At 66.0% G+C, this 24,723-nt stretch carries 20 protein-coding genes; 11 read left to right on the top strand and 9 right to left on the bottom strand.

From position 1 onward, the window contains the following. Nucleotides 1-44 precede the first annotated feature (44 nt). The gene (locus IWX65_RS09935; RefSeq protein ID WP_196882517.1) at nucleotides 45-2,612 is read left to right on the top strand and encodes a DNA gyrase/topoisomerase IV subunit A; all 2,568 of its coding nucleotides are present in this window, start codon (nucleotides 45-47) and stop codon (nucleotides 2,610-2,612) included. A 74-nt stretch (nucleotides 2,613-2,686) separates the two neighbouring features. Here IWX65_RS09935 and IWX65_RS09930 read toward each other — a convergent pair whose 3' ends face one another. From IWX65_RS09930 to IWX65_RS09920, 3 genes are all read right to left on the bottom strand, one after another. Then, nucleotides 2,687-3,739 (bottom strand): GNAT family N-acetyltransferase, encoded by a 1,053-nt coding sequence (locus IWX65_RS09930; RefSeq protein ID WP_196882515.1) that lies wholly within the window; start codon nucleotides 3,737-3,739, stop codon nucleotides 2,687-2,689. A 72-nt stretch (nucleotides 3,740-3,811) separates the two neighbouring features. Next, a complete protein-coding gene (locus IWX65_RS09925; protein WP_196882514.1) occupies nucleotides 3,812-4,162 on the bottom strand; it encodes a hypothetical protein in 351 nt (116 codons plus the stop codon). A gap of 104 nt (nucleotides 4,163-4,266) precedes the next feature. Next, nucleotides 4,267-4,617, bottom strand: coding sequence for a cytochrome ubiquinol oxidase subunit I (locus IWX65_RS09920; protein ID WP_196882513.1), 351 nt, complete (start codon nucleotides 4,615-4,617; stop codon nucleotides 4,267-4,269). A gap of 212 nt (nucleotides 4,618-4,829) precedes the next feature. Between IWX65_RS09920 and IWX65_RS09915 the strand changes: the two genes are divergently transcribed. After that, nucleotides 4,830-5,198, top strand: a complete 369-nt coding sequence (locus tag IWX65_RS09915; RefSeq protein WP_196882512.1) for a BlaI/MecI/CopY family transcriptional regulator — start codon at nucleotides 4,830-4,832, stop codon at nucleotides 5,196-5,198. Between the two features lie 7 nt (nucleotides 5,199-5,205). Then, nucleotides 5,206-6,195, top strand: a complete 990-nt coding sequence (locus IWX65_RS09910) for a M48 family metalloprotease (RefSeq protein WP_196882511.1) — start codon at nucleotides 5,206-5,208, stop codon at nucleotides 6,193-6,195. Nucleotide 6,196: 1 nt separating this feature from the next. On the opposite strand, the gene IWX65_RS09905 is transcribed toward IWX65_RS09910, so the two are convergent. Then, nucleotides 6,197-8,305: a DNA gyrase/topoisomerase IV subunit B gene (locus tag IWX65_RS09905; protein WP_196882510.1), complete on the bottom strand. Its 2,109-nt coding sequence runs from the start codon at nucleotides 8,303-8,305 to the stop codon at nucleotides 6,197-6,199. Nucleotides 8,306-8,532: 227 nt separating this feature from the next. On the opposite strand from IWX65_RS09905, the gene IWX65_RS09900 reads away from it, so the two are divergent. After that, a complete protein-coding gene (locus IWX65_RS09900) occupies nucleotides 8,533-8,751 on the top strand; it encodes a DUF7455 domain-containing protein (protein WP_196882509.1) in 219 nt (72 codons plus the stop codon). 185 nt (nucleotides 8,752-8,936) lie between these two features. Here IWX65_RS09900 and IWX65_RS09895 read toward each other — a convergent pair whose 3' ends face one another. The 4 genes from IWX65_RS09895 to IWX65_RS09880 all read right to left on the bottom strand — a co-directional run bounded on the left by IWX65_RS09895 (nucleotide 8,937) and on the right by IWX65_RS09880 (nucleotide 14,168). Continuing rightward, nucleotides 8,937-10,136 carry an RNA polymerase sigma factor gene (locus tag IWX65_RS09895; protein WP_334683790.1) on the bottom strand — a complete coding sequence of 400 codons (1,200 nt, stop codon included), beginning with the start codon at nucleotides 10,134-10,136 and terminating at the stop codon, nucleotides 8,937-8,939. Between the two features lie 282 nt (nucleotides 10,137-10,418). Then, nucleotides 10,419-11,663 carry a DUF4192 domain-containing protein gene (locus IWX65_RS09890; protein WP_196882507.1) on the bottom strand — a complete coding sequence of 415 codons (1,245 nt, stop codon included), beginning with the start codon at nucleotides 11,661-11,663 and terminating at the stop codon, nucleotides 10,419-10,421. 109 nt (nucleotides 11,664-11,772) lie between these two features. Beyond that, nucleotides 11,773-13,152, bottom strand: coding sequence for an MFS transporter (locus IWX65_RS09885; RefSeq protein ID WP_196882505.1), 1,380 nt, complete (start codon nucleotides 13,150-13,152; stop codon nucleotides 11,773-11,775). A gap of 11 nt (nucleotides 13,153-13,163) precedes the next feature. Next, nucleotides 13,164-14,168, bottom strand: coding sequence for a proteasome assembly chaperone family protein (locus IWX65_RS09880; RefSeq protein ID WP_196882503.1), 1,005 nt, complete (start codon nucleotides 14,166-14,168; stop codon nucleotides 13,164-13,166). Nucleotides 14,169-14,409: 241 nt separating this feature from the next. Between IWX65_RS09880 and IWX65_RS09875 the strand changes: the two genes are divergently transcribed. From IWX65_RS09875 to IWX65_RS09855, 5 genes are all read left to right on the top strand, one after another. Beyond that, nucleotides 14,410-15,957 carry a leucyl aminopeptidase gene (locus IWX65_RS09875; RefSeq protein WP_196882500.1) on the top strand — a complete coding sequence of 516 codons (1,548 nt, stop codon included), beginning with the start codon at nucleotides 14,410-14,412 and terminating at the stop codon, nucleotides 15,955-15,957. 220 nt (nucleotides 15,958-16,177) lie between these two features. Continuing rightward, nucleotides 16,178-17,560: a dihydrolipoyl dehydrogenase gene (lpdA, locus tag IWX65_RS09870; RefSeq protein WP_196882498.1), complete on the top strand. Its 1,383-nt coding sequence runs from the start codon at nucleotides 16,178-16,180 to the stop codon at nucleotides 17,558-17,560. A 142-nt stretch (nucleotides 17,561-17,702) separates the two neighbouring features. Then, a complete protein-coding gene (gene sucB / locus IWX65_RS09865; protein WP_196882497.1) occupies nucleotides 17,703-19,529 on the top strand; it encodes a 2-oxoglutarate dehydrogenase, E2 component, dihydrolipoamide succinyltransferase in 1,827 nt (608 codons plus the stop codon). Nucleotides 19,530-19,576: 47 nt separating this feature from the next. Beyond that, nucleotides 19,577-20,008, top strand: a complete 432-nt coding sequence (locus IWX65_RS09860; RefSeq protein WP_196882496.1) for an OsmC family protein — start codon at nucleotides 19,577-19,579, stop codon at nucleotides 20,006-20,008. Nucleotides 20,009-20,149: 141 nt separating this feature from the next. Further along, on the top strand, nucleotides 20,150-21,046 hold the full coding sequence (locus IWX65_RS09855; protein ID WP_196882495.1) for a TIGR01777 family oxidoreductase: 897 nt from the start codon (nucleotides 20,150-20,152) through the stop codon (nucleotides 21,044-21,046). Here the strand turns inward: IWX65_RS09855 and IWX65_RS09850 are convergent. After that, complete coding sequence (locus IWX65_RS09850; protein WP_196882494.1) at nucleotides 21,032-22,906, bottom strand: serine/threonine-protein kinase; 1,875 nt, start codon at nucleotides 22,904-22,906, stop codon at nucleotides 21,032-21,034. The two genes, IWX65_RS09855 and IWX65_RS09850, sit on opposite strands and share 15 nt — an antisense overlap. 84 nt (nucleotides 22,907-22,990) lie before the next feature. Between IWX65_RS09850 and lipB the strand changes: the two genes are divergently transcribed. Continuing rightward, nucleotides 22,991-23,713: a lipoyl(octanoyl) transferase LipB gene (lipB, locus tag IWX65_RS09845; RefSeq protein ID WP_196882493.1), complete on the top strand. Its 723-nt coding sequence runs from the start codon at nucleotides 22,991-22,993 to the stop codon at nucleotides 23,711-23,713. Further along, nucleotides 23,710-24,711 carry a lipoyl synthase gene (gene lipA / locus IWX65_RS09840; protein ID WP_196882492.1) on the top strand — a complete coding sequence of 334 codons (1,002 nt, stop codon included), beginning with the start codon at nucleotides 23,710-23,712 and terminating at the stop codon, nucleotides 24,709-24,711. The genes lipB and lipA overlap by 4 nt, the downstream gene beginning before the upstream one ends. Nucleotides 24,712-24,723 lie beyond the last annotated feature (12 nt).

Here is a 24,723-nt window from a genome sequence, read left to right as displayed (position 1 = left end):
TCCCGCCCCGGACCCACCGATCACGTTGAGGAAGCACCATTCCTATGGCAAGGCGCCAAACCACCGCACCGCCGGCAGATTTCACCGAGAAGATCATCGATATCGACGTCGAGGCGGAAATGCAGGATTCGTTCCTCGAATACGCCTATTCGGTGATCTACTCCCGGGCGCTGCCCGACGCCCGGGACGGCCTGAAGCCCGTGCAGCGCCGCATCCTCTACATGATGACCGACATGGGGCTGCGCCCCGACCGCGGGCATGTGAAGTCGGCCCGCGTGGTGGGCGAGGTCATGGGCAAGCTCCACCCCCACGGCGACACCGCCATCTACGACGCCATGGTGCGGATGGCCCAGGATTTCTCGCTCCGGCTTCCGCTCATCGACGGGCACGGCAACTTCGGCTCGCTCGACGACGGCCCGGCGGCCCCCCGGTACACGGAGGCCCGCCTCGCGGCTCCGGCCCTCACGATGACCAACCACCTCGACGAGGACGTCGTGGACTTCGTGCCGAACTACGACAACCAGCTGATGCAGCCCGAGGTGCTGCCCGCAGCGTTCCCCAACCTGCTCGTCAACGGCGCCAGCGGCATCGCCGTCGGCATGGCAACGAACATGGCTCCGCACAACCTCGGTGAGGTCATTGCGGCGGCACGCCACCTGATCACCAACCCGGATGCCGGGCTCGACGACATCCTCCGCTTCATTCCCGGCCCCGACCTGCCCAGCGGCGGGAAGATCGTCGGACTGACCGGCATCCGCGACGCCTACGCCACCGGCCGCGGTTCCTTCAAGACCCGCGCCACGGTGAAGGTGGAACAGCTTTCGGCACGCAGGACCGGCCTGGTGGTGACCGAACTCCCCTACACCGTGGGACCGGAAAAAGTGATCGAGCGGATCAAGGACGCCGTCACCTCGAAGAAGCTGCAGGGCATTTCGGACATCGTGGACCTGACGGACCGCATGCATGGCCTCCGGCTGGTCATCGAGCTCAAGAATGGCTTCAATCCCCATGCCGTCCTGGACCAGCTGTACCGCTACACGCCCATGGAGGACTCCTTCGGGATCAACAATGTGGCGCTGGTGGACGGACAGCCGCGCACACTCGGCCTCCTCGAACTCCTGCAGGTCTACATCTCCCACCGCATGCTGGTGGTGCGACGACGCACCGCGTACCGGTTGCAGCGTAAGCTCGACCGGCTGCACCTGGTGGAGGGCCTCCTGATCGCCCTGGTCGACATCGACGAGGTCATCCAGATCATCCGCTCCTCCGATGAGGTCGCAGCCGCACGCGAGCGGCTCATGTCCATCTACGACCTCTCCGAGATCCAGGCCAACTACATCCTTGAACTCCGTCTGCGGCAGCTCACCCGGTACTCACGGGTCGAGCTCGAGAAGGAACAGGAGCAGCTCCGGCTCGACATTGCCGAGCTCGAGGCCATCCTCGGCTCGGAGGGCCGCCTGCGGACCCTCGTCTCGGACGAGCTCGCCGCGATCTCGGAGCAGTTCGCCACGCCGAGACGCACCGTGCTGCTCGAATCGGAGGCCTCTGCTCCCGTGAGGGGATCGGCGTTGCCGGTCGCCGCAGGCAAAGGCGCCAGAGCCGTCCTGCCCCTCGAGATCGCCGACGACCCGTGCTGGGTCATCTTCTCCGCATCGGGCCAGCTTGCCCGGACCTCCGACCGGCAGCCGTTGAACGACGGCCAGCGCATCCGACATGACGCGTTCCGCTCCATCCTCCCCATCACCGCACGCGCCGAGATCGGGGCGTTGGCGTCCTCAGGCCGCATGATCCGGCTGCAGGTGATGGACCTGCCCGCCCTGCCGCCCACTGCGGGCATTCCGAACCTCGCTGGGGGCGTACCGGCGAGAGATTTCATCACCCTTCAGCGCGGGGAGACGCTGGTCGGGCTGGCACCGCTCGACGCCGTCCTCGCCCTGGGGACGGCGCGGGGAATCGTCAAGCGCGTGGTGCCCGAGTACCCGCTCAACCGCGACGACTGGGAGGTTATCTCCCTCAAGCCCAAGGACGAGGTGGTGGGCATGGCCGCGGCACTGGACGACGACCAGCTCGTGTTCGTCACACGCCAGGCGCAGCTGCTGCGCTTCAACGCCTCGGCGGTGCGGCCCCAGGGCCGTACCGCCGGTGGAGTGGCCGGCATCAAGCTCGCGGCCGACGATACCGTTCTCCACTTCGGTGCGGTGGCGGACGGAGCGACGGACGGGGTGGTGGTCACGATAGCCGTGCAGGGGGACGCACTGCCCGGCAGTTCACCCGGATCGGTGAAGGTCACGGAATTCGACGAATATCCCGCGAAGGGACGGGCCACCGCTGGGGTCCGCGCCCACCGGTTCCTCCGCGGCGAGGACCGCCTCTCCCTGGCATGGGCCGGCCCGGGGCCGGCGAAGGCGGCGGCCGCCAACGGGGTTGCCAGGGCGCTGCCCACTGAACACGGCCGACGCGACGGTTCCGGCATCGCCCTCACCCAGGAGATCGACGTCGTCGGACCCAGCCTGACGGGACTGATGCGGGCCGCCGCACCACCGCTGTCCACGGCGGCTGGGGACGGTTCCACCGGCTCAGGGCCCGCCGACGGACAGGACACCCTGCTGTAGCCGGGTATCTGCCGGGGGTCGGACGTCCCGCCATCGAGGGCTCCTGGCGGCAGGGCGCGCCGGCGGCGCCCTGGTCAGGGGACGGGCGCCACGAGCGGGAGGTCGAAGACGATCGAACGCTGTGTCGGCTCGTACCCCATCCGTTCATAGAGCCCGAGAGCTCCTGACGGGTTCTCCGTGTCCACGCCGAGCCCGGCATTGTCCATGCCGGCGGCCCGGTACCGTTTCATGGCCTCGGCGAGCAGGGCGGGTGCGAGTCCTCGCCCGCGCCACGTGCTGCGCACACCGAGTAGGTCGGTGTAACCCTCGGTATGGCCGAGGAGTTCCTTCGAATCGGGGTCATGGCTCGCGAGTTGGTAGGCGGCAACCTCACCCTTGGCGCGGTCCACGAGGGCCAGGCTCCAGTCCGGCCGGAACTCGGGGTGGCTGACCGTGAACTGCCACGACTCCTGGTCCCGCGGCTCGCTCCCCCAGTGATCCTGAAAGGCGTCATTGTGTGCGAGGCGTACCAGTTCGGAGATATTCCGGTCCGCTGCATCGGCGAAGCTGATCAGCTCGAGCTCGGGAGGAAACGGGAACTCGGGGATGGGCTGGTCCAGGGGCCGGGTCATCTCGGTGAAGTACCGCACGATCGAACTTCCGCTGCCCTCGAGCAGGGCAAGGTGCGACGCGTTGCGTTCCTCCACGTAGTTGCGAAGGACGCCGTCGGTCAGGCCGTTCTCCTGCAGCCGGACGGCGGAGCGCCACGCCTGCCAGCCGAAAATGGCCCGCCCGATGCCCTTCCTCCGCCACTCGGGATCCACGCCGCCAGACCCATGCACCAGGGAGGAGCCCCTGTTCATCGACACGCGTCCAAAAGCATGCAGGACGCCGTCGGGGCCGAACCCGGCGATGGTGTCCCTCCGTGCGTCGTTCTTCGACGCTCGGAGCGCCTGCTCGAGGTCGGCACGCTGCTCGACCCAGTCCGGCTCGTCCGCCGCCGCGATGCGTTGGGTCAGGGAGAGCCATGCGCCGATGTCGGAGTAGGCGAGGGGGCGCCACGACAGGATCGTGGGCAGCGCGGGGCGGGCCGCCGTGCCAGCACTGATGGTTCCGTCAGCAGGTTCCGGGGTGTCGATCGCGCTCATGCCTCCAGCGTATGGCAGGGTGCGGTGATCGCGGGTCGTCGCGTCGACTTCCCGCTGCAGGTGGTCCGCGCTTCAACGTCTGAAGGTCCGGGGTTGCCCCGGCGTTCGGTGACCATGGTTCTTCCGGATCCGGAAGAACGCATCCCTTCGAAGAATCCGCGTCGTCAGGGACTGTGCCCGTGCGCGAAGAGGCAAGGAGGCGTCGAGCCCGGAAGCGGCGTCGCCTGCCCGCGGGTCGCAGTTGTCCCCAGCGTGACGACGTCGTCGCAGGCCTGCCGCGCCAGCGGATCGGTTCCTCAGCACGGCAGTTACGGGCGCGACGGGGACGGCAGCCACCACGGCAAGTAGTTGCCGGCCGAGGGCCGCCGGGTGCAGCAGCGCCGTGGTGAGAAGGGCAGCGCAGCCGGTCAGAACGGCGGTCATGAAGGGAAGCACCGCGCGGAAAAGAGTTCCCTCAGCTCGTCAACATCCCCGATCAGGTGCTCGATATCACCAAAGGCGGCACGACCGCGGCACCGGGACGCTCTTCAGGAGGTCTTACGGCCCACGGGAGGGCAGGGCGCGGCCGTCGGCACGAAGAATGCGAGCAGCGCCTCCATGGCGAGCAGAGCGCCGAGGAGATCACCGACGAAACGGCTGTACTCACTCCAGGCCATGCCGACCTGGAACTCCTGCACCGGCCCGTCGCCACGCCGAGGCTGAAGTTGATGAGGAGTAGCTTCCCCCCGGAACTTCGTCATCCGGAGGTAGTGCTCGTGGCCGGTGCGGTGCCACAGCGTCTGCATAACTGCGACAAATAGCCCGAGCTCAATGGTCAGCGGGACCATGAGGAAGTGGTAGACAGTGGTGATTCCGAATTGCCAACGGGCAGTTTCCAAGGCTTCTATAGAACCCTTCCGAGCGCGCCTTACGTTGGCAATCCCAAACTTCTACAGCGTGTAGAAGGAAAGTTAGCCATTTTCTACGGAGAGTAGAAATCCCGGCCGTAAGCCTGTAAGTTAGGTTCATGAACTTTGCCTCCTGACCGGGGCGGATCCGGCCCGCCGGAAGCGTGAACTGCGAACTGATCGAAAAAAGAACAAGGAAGAACATGGCAACGCTCGGAGATCTCGAACGCACGGTGATGGAACTGCTGTGGGCCACGCCGGAGGCACTTACTGCAAACGAACTGCGGGACGCAATCGCCGAGGCACCGTCAGGCGAGACAGGTCGCGAACTGGCGGTCACCACGGTTCTCACCGTCCTCTCCCGGCTCGAGAAGAAGGGCCTGGTGGAACGCGAGCGGAACAGCCGACCCCACCGGTACAAGTCGGTCACCAGCCGCGAAGCCCACACAGCGGAGCTGATGCACGAGGTCCTCGTCACCGCGCCGGACCGGGAAGCGGTGCTTGCGCGCTTCATCGGCAGCGTCTCCGAAACGGAAGCACAGACACTCCGCAAGCTGCTCGGCGGCAGCTGACCCGCTCGTGTTCTGGGCGTCCTACCTGCTGGCTACGCTCGCGATCATCCTCGCATGGCCCGCGCCCATTGCGCTCTCCCGGGCAACGTGGCCGGCGCGCGCCCCGTTCACTGCCATGGTGCTCTGGCAATCGATAGCACTCGCCGGCGGCCTGTCCATGATCGGCGCAATGCTCGTGTGGGGTCTTGAGCCGCTCGGTGACAACCTCGTGTCGGCAGCCGGCGGTTTCTGGGACGTTGCCAGGAACCAGAGGCCGGCCGAGACACTCGGCGTCGTGCATGTCTTCGCGCTCAGCGCGGCTTTCCTCCTGGGCGCGCACCTGATTTTCACCCTGGTGCTGACCTTCGTTCGGATCCGGCGCCAGCGCCGCCGCCACCGGGACCTGCTCGGGCTGCTCAGTTCACCCGCGCTCGACAATCCCGCTACCCTCGTCATCAACCACCCGGTCCCGGTGGCCTATTGCCTTCCCGGCGGAGCCCGGTCGGTGACGGTACTGTCCGACGGCCTGCTCGATCTCCTGTCCCGCGAAGAGCTCGACGCCGTGCTCACCCACGAACGCGCCCACCTCCACCAGCGGCACCACCTGCTGCTCTGGGCCTTCGCCGCATGGCGCGCGGCGCTACCGTGGCTGCCGACCTCCCAGCTGGCGCAGCGCTCGGTCAACGAACTGATCGAGATGCTCGCGGATGACGAGGCGCTGAAGCACGTCAAGGAAGCCACACTGGTGCGCGCTATCGCCATCGTCGCCTCGGGGTCCCCTCCACCCGTGTCCGACGACGAATGGCAAACACCTCCGGAACCTCTGGCGCTCACGGCGCTACCGGCGTTCGACCCCGGGACCGCGAGCACCGTGGATGCGACGGCCCAGCGCCTTCGCAGGCTCCTGAGTCCCCTGCCGCCGCTGTCCATCCTGCAGCGCGGCACCGTCTTGGGCACGGCCGCCCTGTTGCTGACCGTGCCGCCCATCCTCCTGGTCGCGCCGGAGCTGCTGGGTTGAGTCAGGCGTCGATGCGTTCCCGGTCCAGGCCGGCCGCCCCCGCGACGATGAAGTCCTTCCGCGGTGCGACGTCGCTGCCCATCAGGAGATCGAACACGCGTTCGGCGGACTCCGCTTCCTGGATGCGGACGCGGCGCAGCGTCCGGTGGCGGGGGTCCATGGTGGTTTCCGCGAGCTGCCCCGCGTCCATCTCGCCGAGGCCCTTGTAGCGCTGGATAGGTTCCTTGAAGCGCTTGCCCGACTTCTCCATCGCCGCAAGGAGCCGGTGCAGTTCGTTCTCCGAGTAGGTGTAAACCATCTCATTGGGCTTGGATCCGGCGTTGATCACCTCGACGCGATGGAGCGGGGGTACCGCGGCATATACCCGGCCGGCGGTCACCAGGGGACGCATGTACCGGAAGAAGAGTGTCAGCAGGAGGGTGCGGATATGTGCGCCGTCGACATCTGCATCCGTCATCAGGATCACCTTGCCGTAGCGGCGCGCGTCGAGCTGGAAGCTGCGTCCTGAACCGGCGCCCACCACCTGGATCAGGGCCGCGCATTCGGCGTTGGACAGCATGTCCCCCACCGAGGCTTTCTGCACGTTCAGGATCTTGCCGCGAATGGGCAGTAGGGCCTGATAGTCCGAGGACCGCGCCAACTTCGCCGTACCGAGCGCACTGTCGCCCTCCACGATGAACAGTTCGGAACGCTCTGCATCATCAATCCGGCAGTCGGCGAGCTTGGAGGGCATCGAGGAGGTCTCCAGGGCATTCTTCCGCCGTTGGGTTTCTTTGTGCACGCGTGCCGAGATGCGGGACTTCATCTCGGCGACCACCTTCTCGAGAAGCATGGCCGACTGCGGTTTGTCGTGGCGAGCTGTCGAGTTGAGCCGGGTCTGGATCTCCTTCTCGACCACTTTCGCGACGATGGCCCGCACCGCGGATGTGCCGAGGATCTCCTTGGTCTGACCCTCGAACTGCGGCTCGGCGAGTCGCACGGTCAGGACGGCGGTCAGGCCGGCGAAAACGTCATCCTTCTCGATCTTGTCGCCGCCGGCCTTGAGCTTGCGCGCGTTTGCCTCGATGACCTTGCGGAAGGTCTTGAGGAGTGCCTGCTCGAAGCCGCTCTGATGTGTGCCGCCCTTCGGGGTGGCGATGATATTGACGTAGCTGCGCACCGTGGTTTCGTACCCGATGCCCCAGCGCAGCGCGATGTCGACATCGCACTCGCGCTCTACCTCAGTCATGTGGCTGTGCCCGCGCTCATCGAGTACTGGAACCGACTCCTTGAAACGGCCCGATCCATGAATCCGCCAGACGTCAGTCACTGCAGCGTCCGCGGCGAGGAACTCGGCGTATTCGGAGATGCCGCCGTCGTGCTGGAAAACCTCCTCCACCGGACCGGCTTCACCCGCGGAGCCCGGCAGCCTGCGATCGTCGCGGAGCGTGATGCGGAGCCCCGGCACCAGGAAGGAGGTCTGACGGGCCCGCGCCTGGAGCTCCTCGTAGGAGAATTTGGCGTCCTGAGTGAAGATCTGGCGGTCAGCCCAATAGCGGACCCGGGTTCCGGTGACACCCCGCTTGGCCGTACCAACCACTTCGAGGCGGGATTCATCGAGGAACGGCTGGAACTCGGCGGCGGGCGAGAGTGTCTTGCCGTCCTTGAACCGGCCGGGCTCTCCACGGCGGAATGACATCTTGTAGGTCTTGCTCCCGCGGTCCACGAAAACGTCCAGCCGTGCAGACAGGGCATTGACGACGCTCGCACCGACGCCGTGCAGGCCACCGGAGGCCGTGTAGGACCCACCGCCGAATTTGCCGCCCGCATGGAGCTTCGTGAAGACCACTTCGACTCCGCTGAGCCCGGTCTTCGGCTCGGCGTCGACGGGAATGCCCCGGCCGTCGTCGTGAATCTCCACCGAGCCGTCGGAGTGGAGGATGACCGTGATGCTCTGGCCGAAACCGGCAAGCGCCTCGTCGACGGAGTTGTCAATGATTTCCCATAGACAATGCATCAGGCCCCGGGAGTCCGTCGACCCGATGTACATGCCTGGCCTCTTACGAACGGCTTCGAGTCCCTCCAGGACTGAGAGGTGCCGTGCTGTGTAATCGGAACTTGGTGGGGCCACGGGTGGATGATCTCCTCGAGAAATGGGGGCATTGCGGTGCCGACGAGCGGCGTGTCGTATCAACACCCAGTTTATGACCCGGCTCCCCCAAGCCCGGACAGGCTGGCCGGTCCCCCGCCCGACCGGCTGGTTCGCTGGTACGCCCGGAGCGAAAGGACACCCAGCCGAGGAAGGATCAGCAACGAATGATGGTTATATGGGAAGACGATCCACACGAGGAGGCATTCATGTCCACTGCAGTAGCAACACGCGAACTAACCGCCCTGGACCGCTGCGACCGCTGCGGCGCCCAGGCCTACGTTCGGGCAGTCCTTCAGACCTCCGGTGGCGAGCTTCTCTTCTGCGGCCATCACGCGCGGGCGGTCGAGTCGAACCTCAAGCCGCTCACGTCGGAATGGCAGGACGAGACCCAGCGGCTTCATGAGAAGCCTGCGGTTATTGCCTAGCAGCAAGCAACAGGCTGGCAGCAGGGCCCCGACAGCTCCGGTGTACAGCCGGCCGGAATGACGGAACCGCATCAACTACTGAAGGCCCCCTCGTATCGAGGGGGCCTTCAGTAGTTGATGCTCCAGTTGATTTTTCTCCTGACGGAAATGAGGCAGCACCGGACTGGCGGAGGTGAACCTGAACCCTAGTCCAGGTAGTCCCGGAGCACCTGCGACCGCGAGGGGTGACGCAGCTTGGACATCGTCTTCGATTCGATCTGGCGAATCCGCTCGCGGGTTACGCCGTAGACCTTACCGATCTCGTCCAGAGTTTTCGGCTGTCCATCGGTCAGGCCGAACCGCATGGCGACCACCCCGGCCTCGCGTTCCGAGAGGGTGTCGAGCACCGAATGGAGCTGCTCCTGGAGCAGGGTGAAACTCACCGCGTCCGCCGGGACCACTGCCTCGGAATCCTCGATGAGGTCGCCGAACTCGGAGTCACCGTCCTCGCCGAGGGGCGTGTGCAGCGAGATCGGCTCGCGGCCGTACTTCTGGACCTCGACGACCTTTTCCGGCGTCATGTCGAGCTCGAGGGCCAGTTCCTCGGGAGTGGGCTCACGCCCGAGGTCCTGCAGCATCTGCCGCTGGACCCGAGCGAGCTTGTTGATGACCTCGACCATGTGGACCGGAATACGGATGGTCCTCGCCTGGTCGGCCATGGCACGGGTGATGGCCTGGCGGATCCACCACGTGGCGTAGGTGGAGAACTTGAAGCCCTTCGTGTAGTCGAACTTCTCGACTGCGCGGATGAGCCCCAGGTTCCCTTCCTGGATGAGGTCCAGGAAAAGCATGCCGCGTCCGGTGTAACGCTTCGCCAATGACACCACGAGGCGGAGGTTGGCCTCAAGGAGGTGGTTCTTTGCGCGCTTCCCGTCGTGGATGACCCATTCGAGTTCCCTGCGGAGCTTGGAGTCCATCCCCGGATTTGCGTTGATCTTGTCCTCGGCGAACAGGCCGGCCTCGATGCGAAGCGCAAGATCCACTTCCTGCTCCGCGTTGAGGAGGGCAACCTTGCCGATCTGCTTGAGGTAGTCCTTGACAGGGTCGGCCGTGGCACCGGCTGAAACCACCTGCTGCGCGGGGGCATCGTCGTCGTCCGCGTCAGAGTAGACGAATCCGGTGGTCGAGCCGGTTTCGGCCTCGGCGACCTCGGGCTTGATCTCTTCGGCCTCCGGCTCGGCCTGTGGATCCGCAACGGCATCCAGCGCCTCGTCTGGGCTCAGGGCAGCGGTTGAAGCCTTCACCGGCGTCTTGGCGGAGGCGGCCTTCTTGGGCGCTGCCCGACGCTTGGTGGTGGTGGAACCGGTTTCGACCGAAACCGGTGCTGCTGTCTTCTTGACCGACACAGAGAACCTTTCATACGGCGGTGTGCGGTGCCGTCAAGGGGACAACACCACTATGACCCTGTCAAGTCCGTAGCTTCTTCCAATGGCATCGGTCAGGCGGGGTTCCTTATTGAAACCCGCCTTCTGCCTGCGCTATTCCCGCCACCTGCAGCTTTCCAGGTTTCAGCGGTACTGCGCAGTCCTCCAATTGGTGCACGGACCCGACCGGGTCTCAACCTTTATTGTCGCACGAGATGACCGCGCCCTGGAAATCTCGAGGGTCGGGCTCCCGGGTTTTTCACCTCACCCCGCCTGCCGGTACGGCGCCGCCCACGCCGAGCTGCGTTTCCTCGCCCATGCAGGCATTCCACCCCTGGAAATCAGTTCGGAAAGGAGTCTTGCCAGGCGGTAATCGGGCGCAGCCTCCTCTGCCTCCGCGAGGTGCACGCAGGCGCGTGAGCCCCGCCCCCGTGCGAATTCGATCCACGCCAGCATCGAGCACAATGCGGCCTTCCCCTCGCCGGTCGAAACTGGGGAAAGCCTCGTCAGTAGTGCGTGCACGGCGTCGACCCTGTTCCAGAGGATCGCACCCTCGTAACTCCCTGACAGCAATTCGCTGAGCCGAAGTGCGTCCGCCCTCGAGGACGGCGCATCCCAGACGGACGCATCACGGACTCTGCCGTTCGGCCGAAGGGTTCCGAGCGCAGGTGCCACCGGTGGCGCTGCCGGATATCGTTCCTCGAGCAGCGCGCAGGCCCGGGCTCCACGGACTGCGCTCGCAAGACCCAGGCAGCTGCTGACGAGGAGGAAATCCCGGATCGTCTTCGAGCCCAGGCTGGCCAGAAGGAAGCCTGCGACGCGGGGCTGTTCACTGCAGTCAGGGGGTAGCGGCAGGCCGATTACCGCTTCCCAGACCTCGACTGTTGCGCGGAACTGGCCTCCTTCCAGCCACCGGCCCTCACAGAGCGCAGCGTACTCAGAACAGGCCAGCGTCACGTTCGCCGTCGTCTGCGGAATCGGCGCGGCGGCTGCTGCCAAGTGGACTGCCGCGCCGACCGACGAGGCGAATGAACTGCCTTCGTAGATGAGCTCGGCATTCAGCGCGCTGTCGGCCACCGACTCCAGTGGGTGTCCCGGCCAGGGGCAGCACTGCGGATCTGCACAGAAGTAGTCGCGCCAGGTCGAGGGTGAGACGAGCCAACCGTCGCGCAGGTGGAGGCCCGCAGTTTCCAGGGCGGAACCGAGGGCTTTCACCACCGTTCCGTACGGTGGGTCGTCGGGCCGCTCCCATCCTGCGGCAGTGTAGAGCACCATCAGGGAACCGTCAGCCGTATCGTCGGAACTGAGGAATGAACACACTCCGTCGGCGAACGCCGCTGCGTTTCCGTCCGCATTCGGGAGGTCCACCCGGAGGGTGGCACCGACCCGTCTGCCGGTCATGGTCATGACGACGAGGCTCTCGAACGGAACGAACCCGAGGGCATGAGGTACATAGGACAGGATATCTGCCGGCGAGGTGATGCTGAGGGGCGAAGGAGAGGTGGTCATGCCCCGACCCTCCTCCGCCGGCACCGCTTGAGACAGCGGGCACTGCCCTATGTGGATACTTCGGTGCAGGAGGCAGGACGATCCGCTCGCGACGCCGGGAAATTCCGGCTCAGGACTGTCCCTGGCGCCCACCGTCCGGCGGCTCCGGGAGCCGACGCCGGGCTTTCTCCCGTCTCCGCCGAGCCCGCTCCCGCGCGACGGCCTGCCGGATCGGCGGGACAACGACGCCCTGGGCCGCGAGCTGCCGCCGGACCCTCCGCCGGGCGACGAGCATGGCGCCGACACCCAGCGCAAGGAACACCAGCTGGGTTGCGAGCGCGAGCCGGAACGAGGCCAGCGAGTACAGCCTGCCTTCCGAGAAACCCGAAGCCAGCAGGATGTCGAGGACCACTCCGATGACGTACATCGATACGAGCGACGCAGCGAAGCCGCCGATGTTGACGATGCCGGTCGCGGTGCCGACCCGCGTGGAAGGGTTGAAGGTTCGGGCGAAATCGAAGGCGATCATCGACCCTGGACCGCCGATTGCCAGCGCCACGACGAGCAGCGCCAGGAGCCAGTACGGTGCAGGGCCGGCATGCAGGAGCACCAGGAGCCAGCCGAGCGTGATAGCCACTGCAATGGCCAGCACCATGGTGGACCTCCGCAACGGGTGGCGCGCCACGTAACGTCCGAGGATAGGACCGCAGATAATCCCGACAGCCACGAAAAGCGTCATCAGTACTGACGCCGCACCTTCCTCCACCCCTTCGGCGCTGACGAGGTAGGGGTAACCCCACATCAGGACGAAGACCGTGCCGGGGAATTGGATGGTGAAGTGGGACCACAGTCCCAGGCGGGTACCGGGCTGCCGCCAGGCTTCGGCAAGTGAGACGCCGGTCTGCCGAAGCGTGGGAGGGACCCCTCCGCTCTTCCGCTGCGGGCTGTCGCGGATCAGGGCCAGGGCCAGCACGAAAGCGAGGAGGGAAAGCGACGACGCCGCCAGGAACGCGGCCGTCCAGCCGAACGTCGAAAGGACAGCCACGAAGGGTACGACCGACATGATCTGGCCGAGCTGGCCGATGATGCCGGTCCACTGGGTCAGGACCGGAATCCTGCGCGGTTCGAACCACGCCGGGAGCAGCCGGAGCACCGAGATGAAGGTGGTGGCGTCACCGGCACCCACCAGAAGCCTCCCCACAATGCCGGCGCCCACGGAATCGGCGAAAGCCAACTGCAGCTGCCCGAGCATCATCAGCAGGGCGCCGCCCACGATGAGGGCACGCGATCCCCAGCGGTCCACCAGCACCCCGACGGGGATCTGCAGTGCTGCGTAGACCAGCAGCTGCACCACGGTGAAAACCGCCAGCTGTGACGCCGTTGCACCGAACCGCTCGGTCGCCTCGATCCCCGCCACACCGAAGGTGGTCCGCTGGGTCACCGCAACGAGGTAGGCGCAGACGCCCGCAGCCCACACTACATACGCACGATGGTTACGGGATCCGCTCACCTGCCCATTATTCAACGCACGGGGCCGTCTTCCGCACCGCCGTCGTCGTCCGTCGCACCCGGGATGTCCGACTCGTTCGCCGCTTCCCAGAGAAGCGTCGATTCCTCTTCCGCCCGGGGACTTGCAAGATAGGCCTCGACGGCGGCACCGAGCTCCTCGGCACTGGCCAGTTCGCTGTTCTCCTTCACGAGGAGGGATCTGCGCTCGGTGCTTCCGGCATGTTCGTCGTACTTCCGCTCGAGATTCGTCACCACTGACTGCACCTCGGAGGATCCATCGACCTGCCGAGCTATCTGGCGCTCGACATCGCGACCGGTTTCCCGCAACCGGTCGGTGGGGAGCATGAGTCCGGCTGAGGCCCCGAGATATTCAAGGCCGGCGACCGCGGCGGGCGGATACTCAGCCTCCGCGAGGTAATGGGGGACGTGCACCACGTGCCCGACGACGTCGTGCCCGGCTTCGATGAGCCTCAGCTCCAGCAGGTGGCCGATCGAGGCCTGCAGTTCGGCCGTTGGCCGCCAGGCGTTCATCCCGTCGATGAGGTCCGGGCGATTCCCGTGCACGGTGACACCGATGGGCCGCGTGTGCGGAACGGGCATCGGAATGGCGTGGATCCAGGACAGCAGCGGGATTTCGAGCTCCTCGACGATGAGCAGGACGGCGCTGATGAAACGCTCCCACTGCAGGTCGGGCTCGAAACCGGTCAGCAGCAGGAAGGGCTCACCGAGTCCGTCATACAACCGGTGAAGCTCAAGGCGGGGCGGCTGGTAATCGGTCAGGTGGTCTTCGGCGAAGGTGATCCGCGGGCGCCGGTTGCGGTAGTCGATCAACTGGTCGGCGTCGAACACGGCCACGGTCTCGGAGGCGAGGATCTCGAGCAGCTCTTCGCTGACCTGCGACACGACGTGCCCGGCGTCGACGAACCCGCTCAGGCTCGCCAGTAGCGGCAGCCCTCGCAGCGCGGAGTCATCGTAGATTTCCGCATTGACATTGAACAGTGTCCGTGGCTCCAGCATTGCTTTCTCCCTGCCTCCCTGCACCTGCCGCGCCCGGCGGCAGTCAAGTGATAGGACGCCCACGGCGCCCATAGTTACCTAACGCCCGGAACGACCCGTTTCATTCCGTGCCCTCGCGGCGCGCCCGCCGTTTCCGGCCGGCGGAAGTCCACCAACGACAAGAGACTACGATCGGAAGGACAGCCCACGCCCGATCCTGGAAAATCCGCGGGCACCCATCCGGAAATGAGGAAGCAGCTTCGTGATCAAAGCAAGCGAACTTAACCTGACAGCCGCGTCGAAGGACCTGAGGAAGATTCCCAGCGACGCGTTGGTGATCGGTGTGGCCAAGGGACCTGACGGGCCCGTCCTTCTCGGTTCCGCCCTGCCCGCAAAAGCCGCCAGGGCACTCAATGATTCGCTTTCGGTTCTGGGAATCACCGGTGCCGCGGATGAGGTACGGCGCCTTCCGGGATTGCCCGAGACCGGCGCTGACTCCCTGGTCCTGACGGGCGTGGGACGGGCTCAACCCGGACATGGCCTTCCGGCGGAGACCCTGCGGCGGGCCGCCGGTGCCGCCATCCGCCAGCTCGCGGGAGTCGAGACGGTCGTCGTCGCCCTTCCCTCCCCCTCCGTCGCCGAAGCGGCTGCCGTCGCCGAGGGCGCCGCCCTGGGTGCCTACGCTTATGAGGGCTACCGGTCGGGAATCGGGGCGGACGGTACTGCAGCACCGAAAGAGGACACGGGCGCGGTCAAGAACGTGGTCGTGTACTGCGAGTGCGCGCAGGATCCCACTCTGCCGGACGCCCTGCGGCGTGCCACGGTGCTGGGCAGGAACGTGAATGCCACGCGATCGCTGGTGAACCAGCCGCCGAGCCACCTCTACCCTGAGACGTTCGCCCAGGCCGCCAAGGACCTCGCGAAGGGTCTCCCGGTCAAGGTCACAGTGATGGACGAGAAAAGGCTCGAGCGCGACGGTTACGGCGGAATCCTGGGCGTCGGCAAGGGATCGTCCCGGCCGCCCCGGATGGTCAAGGTGGAATACTCCCCTGCCAAGTTCCAGGTCCACCTGGCCCTGGTCGGCAAGGGCATCACCTTCGACTCGGGCGGACTGTCCCTCAAGCCGGCAGCCGGCATGCAGACCATGAAGCTCGACATGGCAGGTGCCGCGGTCGTCCTGAACACCCTCCTTGCTGTTGCCGAACTCGGCCTTCCCGCCAAGATCACGGCATGGCTGTGCCTCGCCGAGAACATGCCTTCGGGCACAGCCCAACGGCCCGAGGACGTCCTGACCATCTTCGGGGGCCGCACTGTGGAGGTCCTCAACACCGACGCGGAGGGGCGCCTCGTCCTCGCCGACGGCCTCGCCGCCGCCAGCGAGGAAGCTCCGGACGCGATCATCGACATCGCCACCCTGACGGGCGCCCAGATGATCGCCTTGGGCAATCGCGTATCGGGAGTGATGGGCGACGACGGAGTGCGCGACGCCGTCAAGGCCGCAGCGGACCGCGCCGGAGAGCAGTTCTGGCCGATGCCGCTCCCCGAGGAGCTCCGCGCGAGCCTCGACTCGCAGGTGGCCGATATCGCGAACATCGGCGAACGCAACGGCGGGATGATGACCGCCGCGGTCTTCCTGCGCGAATTCGTGGGCCAGGTGGACGGGGAGAAAATCCCGTGGGCCCACCTGGACATCGCGGGGCCCGCGTTCAACGAGGGTTCGGCGTACGGCTATACCCCGAAGTCGGGAACCGGCGTCGGTGTCCGGACGCTGCTCGCCTACATCGAGGACGTCCTCGCCCGGGCAGCCTAGGAACAGCACGGTACGGCCACCTGGAGCTGCCGGGCACGAAGACCTGCAGCTCCAGAGGGTTACCCAGGTGATGCTGGCCACACTGGAGGCCCGGAATTCGGTTCCCATGTGGATGCAGCATCGATGTGGGGATAGGGTGAAACCTGATCGCCTGGCGCTTGGCCAGAATCACCGACCGACGCGCTCACGTGCGTCACAGATCACGCGAGGGAGCGTCAAAGTGGCCGAAACGGCACCTGCGCAAGAATTCGACATCCTGGTACTCGGTGGGGGAAGCGGTGGCTATGCCGCGGCACTTCGTGCCGTGCAGCTCGGCCAGACCGTCGGCCTGATCGAGAAGGGCAAACTGGGCGGCACCTGCCTCCACAACGGCTGCATCCCCACGAAGGCGCTGCTGCACTCGGCCGAAATCGCCGACGGGGCCCGCGACGCCGCGAAATACGGCGTCAAAGCATCCTTCGACTCCATCGACATGCCGGCCGTGAACGCGTACAAGGACGGCATCATCGCCGGCAAGTACCGCGGGCTGCAGGGGCTCATCAAGTCCAAGGGCATCACCGTCATCGAAGGCGCAGGCAAACTCACCTCCCAGAACACGGTCGAGGTCAACGGCACCTCCTACGCCGGCAAGAACATCATCCTGGCAACGGGTTCCTTCTCCAAGTCGCTGCCCGGCCTCGAAATCGGCGGCAAGATCATCACCTCGGACCAGGCCCTGACCATGGAATTCGTCCCCAAGAGCGTGATCATCCTCGGCGGCGGCGTCATCGGCTGCGAGTTCGCCTCGGTATGGACTTCGTTCGGCGTCGACGTCACCATCATCGAGGCGCTGCCCTCCCTGGTGCCGAACGAGGACGCCTCGATCGTCAAGGGCTTCGAGCGGGCGTTCAAGAAGCGCGGAATCAAGTTCAACACCGGCACACGGTTCAAGGGCGTCGAGCAGAACGACGACGGCGTGAAGGCGACCCTCGAGGACGGCAAGACCTTCGAGGCGGACCTGATGCTCGTCGCCGTCGGCCGCGGTCCCGTCACGGACGGCCTCGGCTACGAGGAAGCCGGACTCAACATGGACCGCGGCTACGTTCTCACCAACGAGCGCCTCCACACGGGCGTGGGCAACATCTACGCCGTCGGCGACATCGTGCCCGGCCTCCAGCTGGCCCACCGCGGGTTCCAACAGGGCATCTTCGTCGCCGAGGAGATCGCCGGGCTGAAGCCGGTGATCGTCGAGGACATCAACATCCCCAAGGTGACCTACAGCGATCCTGAAATCGCGTCCGTCGGCTACACCGAGAAGGCCGCCCGCGAAAAGCTCGGCGACGATCGCGTGGAGACCGTCGAGTACAACCTCGCCGGCAACGGCAAGAGCTCCATCATCGGCACCGGCGGCCTCGTGAAGGTCGTGCGGGAGAAGGAAGGACCGATCGTGGGCATCCACATGCTCGGGAGCCGGATGGGCGAGCAGATCGGCGAGGCGCAGCTCATCGTGAACTGGGAGGCATACCCCGAGGACGTAGCTCAACTCATCCACGCACACCCCACCCAGAACGAGGCCCTCGGCGAAGCGCACCTGGCCCTCGCCGGCAAACCCCTCCACGGCTAAGCCGTCCCCCGCCCACCCGCTCCCGGTCGGGTGCGGGTGGACTAAGCTCGCAGATAATGCACCACAGCAACCTCAGCTGATCCGGCACCGCTGGTCGCCCAGCTGCCAAGGATCGAACTAAATAAGGAGAAACGGGGACACTATGTCTGAATCCGTGAACTTACCCGCTCTCGGTGAAAGCGTCACTGAGGGCACCGTGACGCGATGGCTCAAGCAGGTCGGTGACCGCGTCGAGGTCGACGAGCCGCTGCTGGAGGTTTCGACCGACAAGGTCGACACCGAAATTCCCTCACCGATCGCAGGAGTCATCGAGGAGATCCTCGTCGCTGAGGACGAGACCGCCGAGGTAGGCGCTCCCCTGGTCCGGATCGGCGATGGTTCAGGCGGATCCCGTGGAGGTGAATCGGACGACGCAGCGCCCGAGGAAGCCCCCGCACAGGCCGAAGCCGCACCTGCTGCAGCGCCCGCAGCGGAAGAGCAGGCTCCGGCCCCGCAGGAAACCGCCGCGGGATCCTCAACGGACAGCGGCAGCTCCGAGGGCACAGAGGTGACGCTTCCCGCGCTGGGCGAGAGTGTCACCGAGGGAACGGTGACGCGCTGGCTCAAGGCCGTCGGCGACGACGTCGAGGTTGATGAGCCGTTGCTCGAGGTTTCGACCGACAAGGTAGACACCGAGATCCCGTCCCCCGTTGCCGGAAAGCTCCAGGAGATCCGGGTCAACGAGGACGAGACAGCCGAGGTGGGTGCAGTGCTCGCCGTCATCGGCTCGGGCCCCTCCGCCCCTGCGAAGGCCGAGGCCGGGTCAGGGGAACCGGTCGCGGCAGCACCGGCCGAAGAACGCAGCGATGCGCCCACGGAAAAGCCCGGAGCCGACAAGGAAGCCCAGCGCCCAAGCTCGACGTCGGAGCGCGATGAGCAGCGGGTGCAGGAAGCTCCGGCTGCCAAGGAAGCCCCGGCAGCACCGTCGGAAGTGCCCGCGAAGTCCTCCGAGCCTGGAACCGACAGCTCCTCCGACGCTTCGGCCTATGTCACTCCCCTGGTGCGGAAGCTCGCCAACCAAAGCAAGGTGGACCTGGCGTCGGTCAAGGGAACCGGTGTCGGCGGCCGCATCCGCAAGCAGGACGTCCTGGATGCAGCAGAAGCCCAGAGGGCAGAGGAAGCGGCGCCCGTCGCACCCGCTCCGTCCGATGCATCCGCTCCGCAGCAGCCTGCAGCTCCTGCCCCCGCCGTCGCCGAGCCCTCGAAGCTGCGTGGCACCGTGGAAAAGGCACCTCGGATCCGCCAGACCATCGCCAAGCGCATGCGGGAATCACTCGAGGTCTCGGCACAGCTGACCCAGGTCATCGAGGTCGACATGACCCGTGTGGCACGCCTGCGCACTGCGGCGAAATCCACCTTCCAGGCGCAGAACGGCGCGAAGCTGACCTTCCTGCCCTTCATCTCCAAGGCGGTGACTGAGGCCTTGAAGCAGCACGCGAAGCTGAATGCCTCGTTCGACGAGGAAAAGAAGGAAGTGACCTACCACGACGCCGAGCACCTCGCCATCGCGGTGGATACCGAGAAGGGCCTCCTGGTTCCGGTTATCCGGGATGCGGGAAACCTCAACCTGGGCGGTCTGGCGAAGAAGATCGCCGATGTCGGTGCACGCACCCGCAGCGGGAAGATCGGACCCGACGAACTGTCGGGCGGAACCTTCACCATCACCAATATCGGCTCGGTGGGAGCACTGTTCGACACTCCCATCATCAACCAGCCGCAGGTCGGCATCCTCGGTACTGGGGCGATCGTCAAGCGCCCCGTGGTCATGACCGACGCAGACGGCGAGGACACCATCGCCATCCGCTCCATGATGTACCTCAGCCTGACCTACGACCACCGACTGGTGGACGGCGCCGATGCGGGACGTTTCCTGCAGACGCTCAAATTCCGGCTCGAAGCCGGCGCGTTCGAGGCCGACCTCGGCCTGTAGGGAAGTACCAGCAGTACCTTTCCATCCTGTCAACGCAAGGAGAAAACATGGCTACCGTTCGTAAAGCCCACGCTGTCTGGTCGGGTGACCTTCCTACCGGTTCCGGCCAGGTGACCCTCGATTCATCGGGTCTCGGGACCTATGACGTCACCTGGAAGGCCCGCGCAGAAGAGTCGGGCGGAAAGACGAGTCCGGAGGAACTCATCGCTGCTGCCCACTCGGCCTGCTTCTCGATGGCGTTCAGCCTAGCGCTGAGCGAAGAGGGCAAGACCCCTGACCGACTCGAGACGCATGCCGAGGTCGACTTCGTGCCGGGTAAGGGCATCACTGCCATCCGCCTGACGCTCAGCGCGCGCGTCCCCGGCCTGTCCGAGGATGACTTCCAGCGCCTCGCCAATGACGCGAAGGAAGGGTGCCCGGTGTCGCAGGCACTTGCCGCGGTGAAGGACATCTCCCTCTCGGCGACTCTGGAGTCGTAGGGACCACGCCTTACGAAAGCGGGCCCGGAGCTGGAATCCGGGCCCGCTTTCCGCTGTCCGGCCGCCGCGCCCGCAGAACCACACCACGCACGGAAGTATTTGCCGTTTTCCGGATGGCGTGCGGAGTGGTTCGATGGTTCCATGCGCATCCTCATCGCCGGAGCATCCGGCACCATCGGCACGGCACTGGTCCAGCAGCTCAGCGGAGCCCACGACGTCCACCGGCTCGTCCGGCGTAAGCCGGCCAACCCGGACGAAAGTTACTGGGATCCGTCGCGCGGAGAGATCGACCAATCGGCGATAGAGGACGCCGACGCGGTGGTGAATCTCTCCGGTGCCGGTATCGCCGGAGGGCTGTGGACACGCAGCTACAAGGAACTCCTCTACTCCTCGAGGCTCAAGCCCACCAGGACGCTGGTCGATGCGATGGTACGCGCGAAAAATGCGCCCGCCGTATTCATCAGCCAGTCAGCCTCCGGCTATTACGGGGACCGCGGGGACGAGGTGCTGACCGAGTCTTCGTCCTCGGGTGCGACGATCCTCGCCGACATCTGCCGCCGGTGGGAAGCCGAAGCACACCGGGCGCCGTCACCGGTTCGAGTAGTCACTCCCCGCACGGGCATCGTGATGACCAGGGGCGGAGGGGCACTGCCCAAGCTCCTGCTTCCGCTCCGCCTGTACGGCGGCGGACCCATCGGTTCCGGGCAGCAATGGTGGCCCTGGATTACCATGACCGACCAGGTGCGGGCCATGGAATTCCTGTTGACTGCTCCGATCGAGGGCCCCGTAAATCTCGGGGCGCCAGAACCGGCCCAGGTCGGCACCATCGTCGCGGACCTGGGGAATGCACTGCACAGACCGAGCACACTGCGGATTCCCGAGAAGATGCTGAAAGTCCTGGGTGGCCGTCTGGCCTATGAATTGCTGCTCGTCAGTGCGCGGATGGAACCGCGCGTTCTCACCAGTGCCGGGTTCACCTTCGAGCAATCCACTTCCAGGGACCTTGCCGACTGGGTCCGCGCCTCACTGGCCACCTAGCCTCTCCGGCCGCCCGCTTGCGGGTTCACCGGCGGACCGTTCGTCCCCCGCTGGTTCATGCACCGAGTAGATTTTCCAGCCGCCGCCGTCGTTCCGGAGCACGAACACGAGGTCCTGGATTTCGGCGGGCATCCACACGGAGACCGGCGTGCCGTCGTCCCTGACGCGGGTGTAGCCGGAGACGGCGGCCCGCGCGGCAATCGAGGCCGCGTCCGGTTCTCCTGTTCCGTCGACCGGAATGCCGGCCTCCCTGCCTTCCGCGGGTGAGCCAGTAGCGTCGCCCAGCCGCTCGGCGTCCTCGATGGTGATTCGAAGGCCGTCAAGCCGCCTGCCCGCTTCCGACAGAGCCGACACGGCTTCGGCGTCGGCCGACATCGCCGGCGAGTCCGCCACATTGACGACATCCAAGAGGGATGGATCAGCTTCCGTGAATGCGGAGGCACGAACCGTGGCGAGAGCCGTCAGCGCCACGAGCGGATCCGTGGAACCGAGGTCGGCCGGAAGACTGGCCGGCACCGGATCCATCGGCTTTCCCGCTGAAGGACCACTTCCGGGGCCGGTTGTGGGGCCGGCTGCTGGGCCGGTTGTGGGGCCGGCTGCGGGGCCGGTTGTGGGGCCGGCTGCGGGGCCGGTTGTGGGGCCGGTTGTGGGGCCGGCTGCGGGGCCGGTTGGCGGACTGATCGGAAGGCCGGTCGGCGGGCCGGGCGTCAGAAAGGGGATACCGAGCGCCATCCCTCCCAGTAGCAGCAGGGCACCGGCTCCGCCACCGATGATTCCGCGGATCGATGGGCCGCCCCCGCCACTCAGTCCCCTGGCATTCCTTCCTGCTGTCCTGCCGGGAGTTCGTGCGGCTGCCCGGTTCGCGCGTCGTCGCCTGCCGATGTCCTTGTTCTGGACATTCCGCCGCGTTCTCAGTTGCGGAAGGACACTCTCGTGGACCGAGCCGACGAGGTCGACCGGCAGCGGCGTTCCGGAACCCAGGACGACTTCGGCGAATTCGGCTGCGGAGGGCCGCTGCAGATCCTCTTCCGAAAGCCCCGCTTCGATGAGCTCCATCAGCTGGACCGGAACCCCGGGAATGAGAAGCGACAACGGAGCCCGTTCGACGGACGGCCCTGGCACACGCCCAGTCAGCGTGAACCAGGCCACCGCGGCGAGGGCGAAGACATCCACCCCCGTATCGAGCTCCGGTCCGCCAGCGCTGGTTCCCGAATGCCTCCCCCGGCTGGTAGCGGGCCCGGAAAAGCCGGGCGTGCCGAAGACGGCACCTGTGTCCTCCCCCAGCAGGCGCCCCACCCCGAGATCGCTGAGGAGCGGTTTACCCTCGGCAGCGAAGAGGATATTACCGGGTGAGACATCTCCGTGCGCTGCCCCCTCGGAATGCAGGTAGGCCAGAGCCTGCGCGACGGGAGCAAGGACGGTGATGGCTTCACCAACCGGCAGCGGACCCCGGCTAGCGACAAGCTGCAGCAGTGAACCGCCCGGAGCGTAGTCCAGGCGGACGGCGGGGCCCTGGTCAGTGAGCATGAACTCATGTACCCGAATCAGGTGCTCGTGCGCGAATCGCTGCAGCAGTCTCAGTTCACGGTCCGCGGTGGTCCCGGCCCCGCCGGAGTCCTGAACGCCACCTTCCGCTGACGTTCCAGGGCGGGACATGACGGCAATGCGGTCGGCATCGAAAGTGCTCGTCACCTTGAGGGCGAAGGGCTCCCCGGTGACGATGCTCTCGACGAGCCACACGACGGCGCTTCCCCCCGTCCCGAGCAGACGTCCCGTTCGGAATCCTGCAATCCGCGGCGGCAGGAAGCCGTTGCCATCCCCGCCGTCGACGTCGCGCGCAATTCCCGTGGAATAGTCCATGAGGTCAGTTCTAGCCCACCCCCGAACGCCCCGGACGGTTATCCACAGGCATTCCGCCACCGTCCCGGGGTCTACCCTTGAGATATGACTCTTGAGCTCTCGCGGGTTGGGTTCTCCCCACATCTCATCGGCTACGAAGACGGCTGGAGCCGCCAGCAGCAGCTGCACGCCGCCGTCGTGAACGGCAGCGCACCCAGTACCGTCCTGCTGCTTGAGCACGCGGCCGTATATACGGCCGGCAAGCGGACCGAGGACCACGAGCGGCCCCTCGACGGAACGCCCGTCGTGCCTGCGGACCGCGGCGGGAAACTCACCTGGCATGGGCCCGGCCAGCTCGTCGGCTACCCGATCCTCGCGCTGCCTGAGCCGACGAAAGTTGCCGGGTACGTCGATATCCTCGAGGAGATAATAATCACTGTTCTGAAGGACTACGGGGTGCAGGGCATTCGCGTCGAAGGCCGGTCCGGGGTGTGGATCGAGGCGGACGGGGGACGCCCGGAACGGAAGATCGCCGCCGTCGGAATCCGCGTCAAACGCAGGGTGACGATGCACGGCTTCGCCGTCAATTGCAGCAATGACCTTGCACCATTCCAGCAGATCGTCCCCTGCGGAATCGCCGACGCCGGTGTTACGACCATCTCCGCCGAGACCGGGCGGACTGTCACTCCGCTCGATATCGTTTCGCGTATTGAAGACGAACTGCGTAAGAATGAATCATTATTGGTTCTCGACGAGGCAGCCCGTGCTCGCCTCGTCGGGGCAGCTAACCGAGCTGGGTCGTACCAGCCGGAAGGAGCTTTCCTGTGAGTCTCGCCCCCGAAGGCCGACGCATGCTGCGCATCGAAGCGCGTAACGCCGAGACGCCCGTCGAGCGCAAACCGGACTGGATCAAGGCCAAGGTCAATATCGGTCCCGAGTTCGTTGCGATGAAGAACCTGGTCAAGAAGGAAGGCCTTCACACCGTGTGTGAGGAAGCCGGCTGCCCCAACATCTTCGAGTGCTGGGAGGACCGCGAGGCAACGTTCCTCATCGGTGGTTCCGAGTGCACCCGCCGCTGCGATTTCTGCCAGATCGACACAGGTAAGCCCCAGCCGCTGGATCGGAGCGAGCCGTTCAAGGTGGCGCAGTCCGTGAAGTCGATGAACCTCCGCTACGCCACCGTCACCGGAGTGGCGCGGGACGATCTTCCCGACGAGGGCGTCTGGCTCTACGCCGAGACCATCCGCCAGATCCACAGCATGAATCCCGGCACGGGAGTCGAGATCCTCATTCCGGACTTCTCCGGCCGCCCCGAACACATCGCGGCAATCTGCGATGCGGCTCCTGAGGTTTTCGCCCACAACGTGGAGACGGTACCGCGAATCTTCAAGAAGATCCGACCCGCGTTCCGCTACCAACGCTCGCTCGACGTCATTACGCAGGGCCGGGACCTCGGAATGGTGACGAAGTCGAACCTGATTCTCGGCATGGGCGAGACCCGGGCGGAAATCTCCGAAGCCCTCCGTGACCTGCATGCTGCCGGCTGTGACCTCATCACCATCAACCAGTACCTTCGCCCGAGCGAGCGGCATCTCCCTGTCGACCGCTGGGTGAAGCCCGGAGAGTTCGTCGACCTGCGGAACGAGGCCGAGGAGATCGGATTCCTTGGCGTCATGGCTGGTCCGCTGGTGCGCTCCTCCTACCGTGCCGGCAGGCTATGGGCCGGCGCGATGCGCAAGAAGGGCCTCGAGTTGCCCCCCGAACTTGCGCACATTGAAGATTCCGGTTCAACTTTGCAGGAAGCATCCACCCTCCTCGCAGGCTGAAGTGCTGCCCGT

This window comes from Arthrobacter sp. CAN_A214, from assembly GCF_015751955.1.
GTDB lineage: Bacteria > Actinomycetota > Actinomycetes > Actinomycetales > Micrococcaceae > Arthrobacter_D.
This window is presented reverse-complemented; position numbering and strand designations above follow the sequence as displayed.

Coding starts and splice junctions, on each gene's coding strand:
- IWX65_RS09935 (WP_196882517.1), top strand. CDS start 45: ATGGCAAGGCGCCAAACCACCGCACCGCCGGCAGATTTCACCGAGAAG.
- IWX65_RS09930 (WP_196882515.1), bottom strand. CDS start 3,739: ATGAGCGCGATCGACACCCCGGAACCTGCTGACGGAACCATCAGTGCT.
- IWX65_RS09925 (WP_196882514.1), bottom strand. CDS start 4,162: ATGACCGCCGTTCTGACCGGCTGCGCTGCCCTTCTCACCACGGCGCTG.
- IWX65_RS09915 (WP_196882512.1), top strand. CDS start 4,830: ATGGCAACGCTCGGAGATCTCGAACGCACGGTGATGGAACTGCTGTGG.
- IWX65_RS09900 (WP_196882509.1), top strand. CDS start 8,533: ATGTCCACTGCAGTAGCAACACGCGAACTAACCGCCCTGGACCGCTGC.
- IWX65_RS09890 (WP_196882507.1), bottom strand. CDS start 11,663: ATGACCACCTCTCCTTCGCCCCTCAGCATCACCTCGCCGGCAGATATC.
- IWX65_RS09880 (WP_196882503.1), bottom strand. CDS start 14,168: ATGCTGGAGCCACGGACACTGTTCAATGTCAATGCGGAAATCTACGAT.
- sucB (WP_196882497.1), top strand. CDS start 17,703: ATGTCTGAATCCGTGAACTTACCCGCTCTCGGTGAAAGCGTCACTGAG.
- IWX65_RS09860 (WP_196882496.1), top strand. CDS start 19,577: ATGGCTACCGTTCGTAAAGCCCACGCTGTCTGGTCGGGTGACCTTCCT.
- IWX65_RS09855 (WP_196882495.1), top strand. CDS start 20,150: ATGCGCATCCTCATCGCCGGAGCATCCGGCACCATCGGCACGGCACTG.
- IWX65_RS09850 (WP_196882494.1), bottom strand. CDS start 22,906: ATGGACTATTCCACGGGAATTGCGCGCGACGTCGACGGCGGGGATGGC.
- lipB (WP_196882493.1), top strand. CDS start 22,991: ATGACTCTTGAGCTCTCGCGGGTTGGGTTCTCCCCACATCTCATCGGC.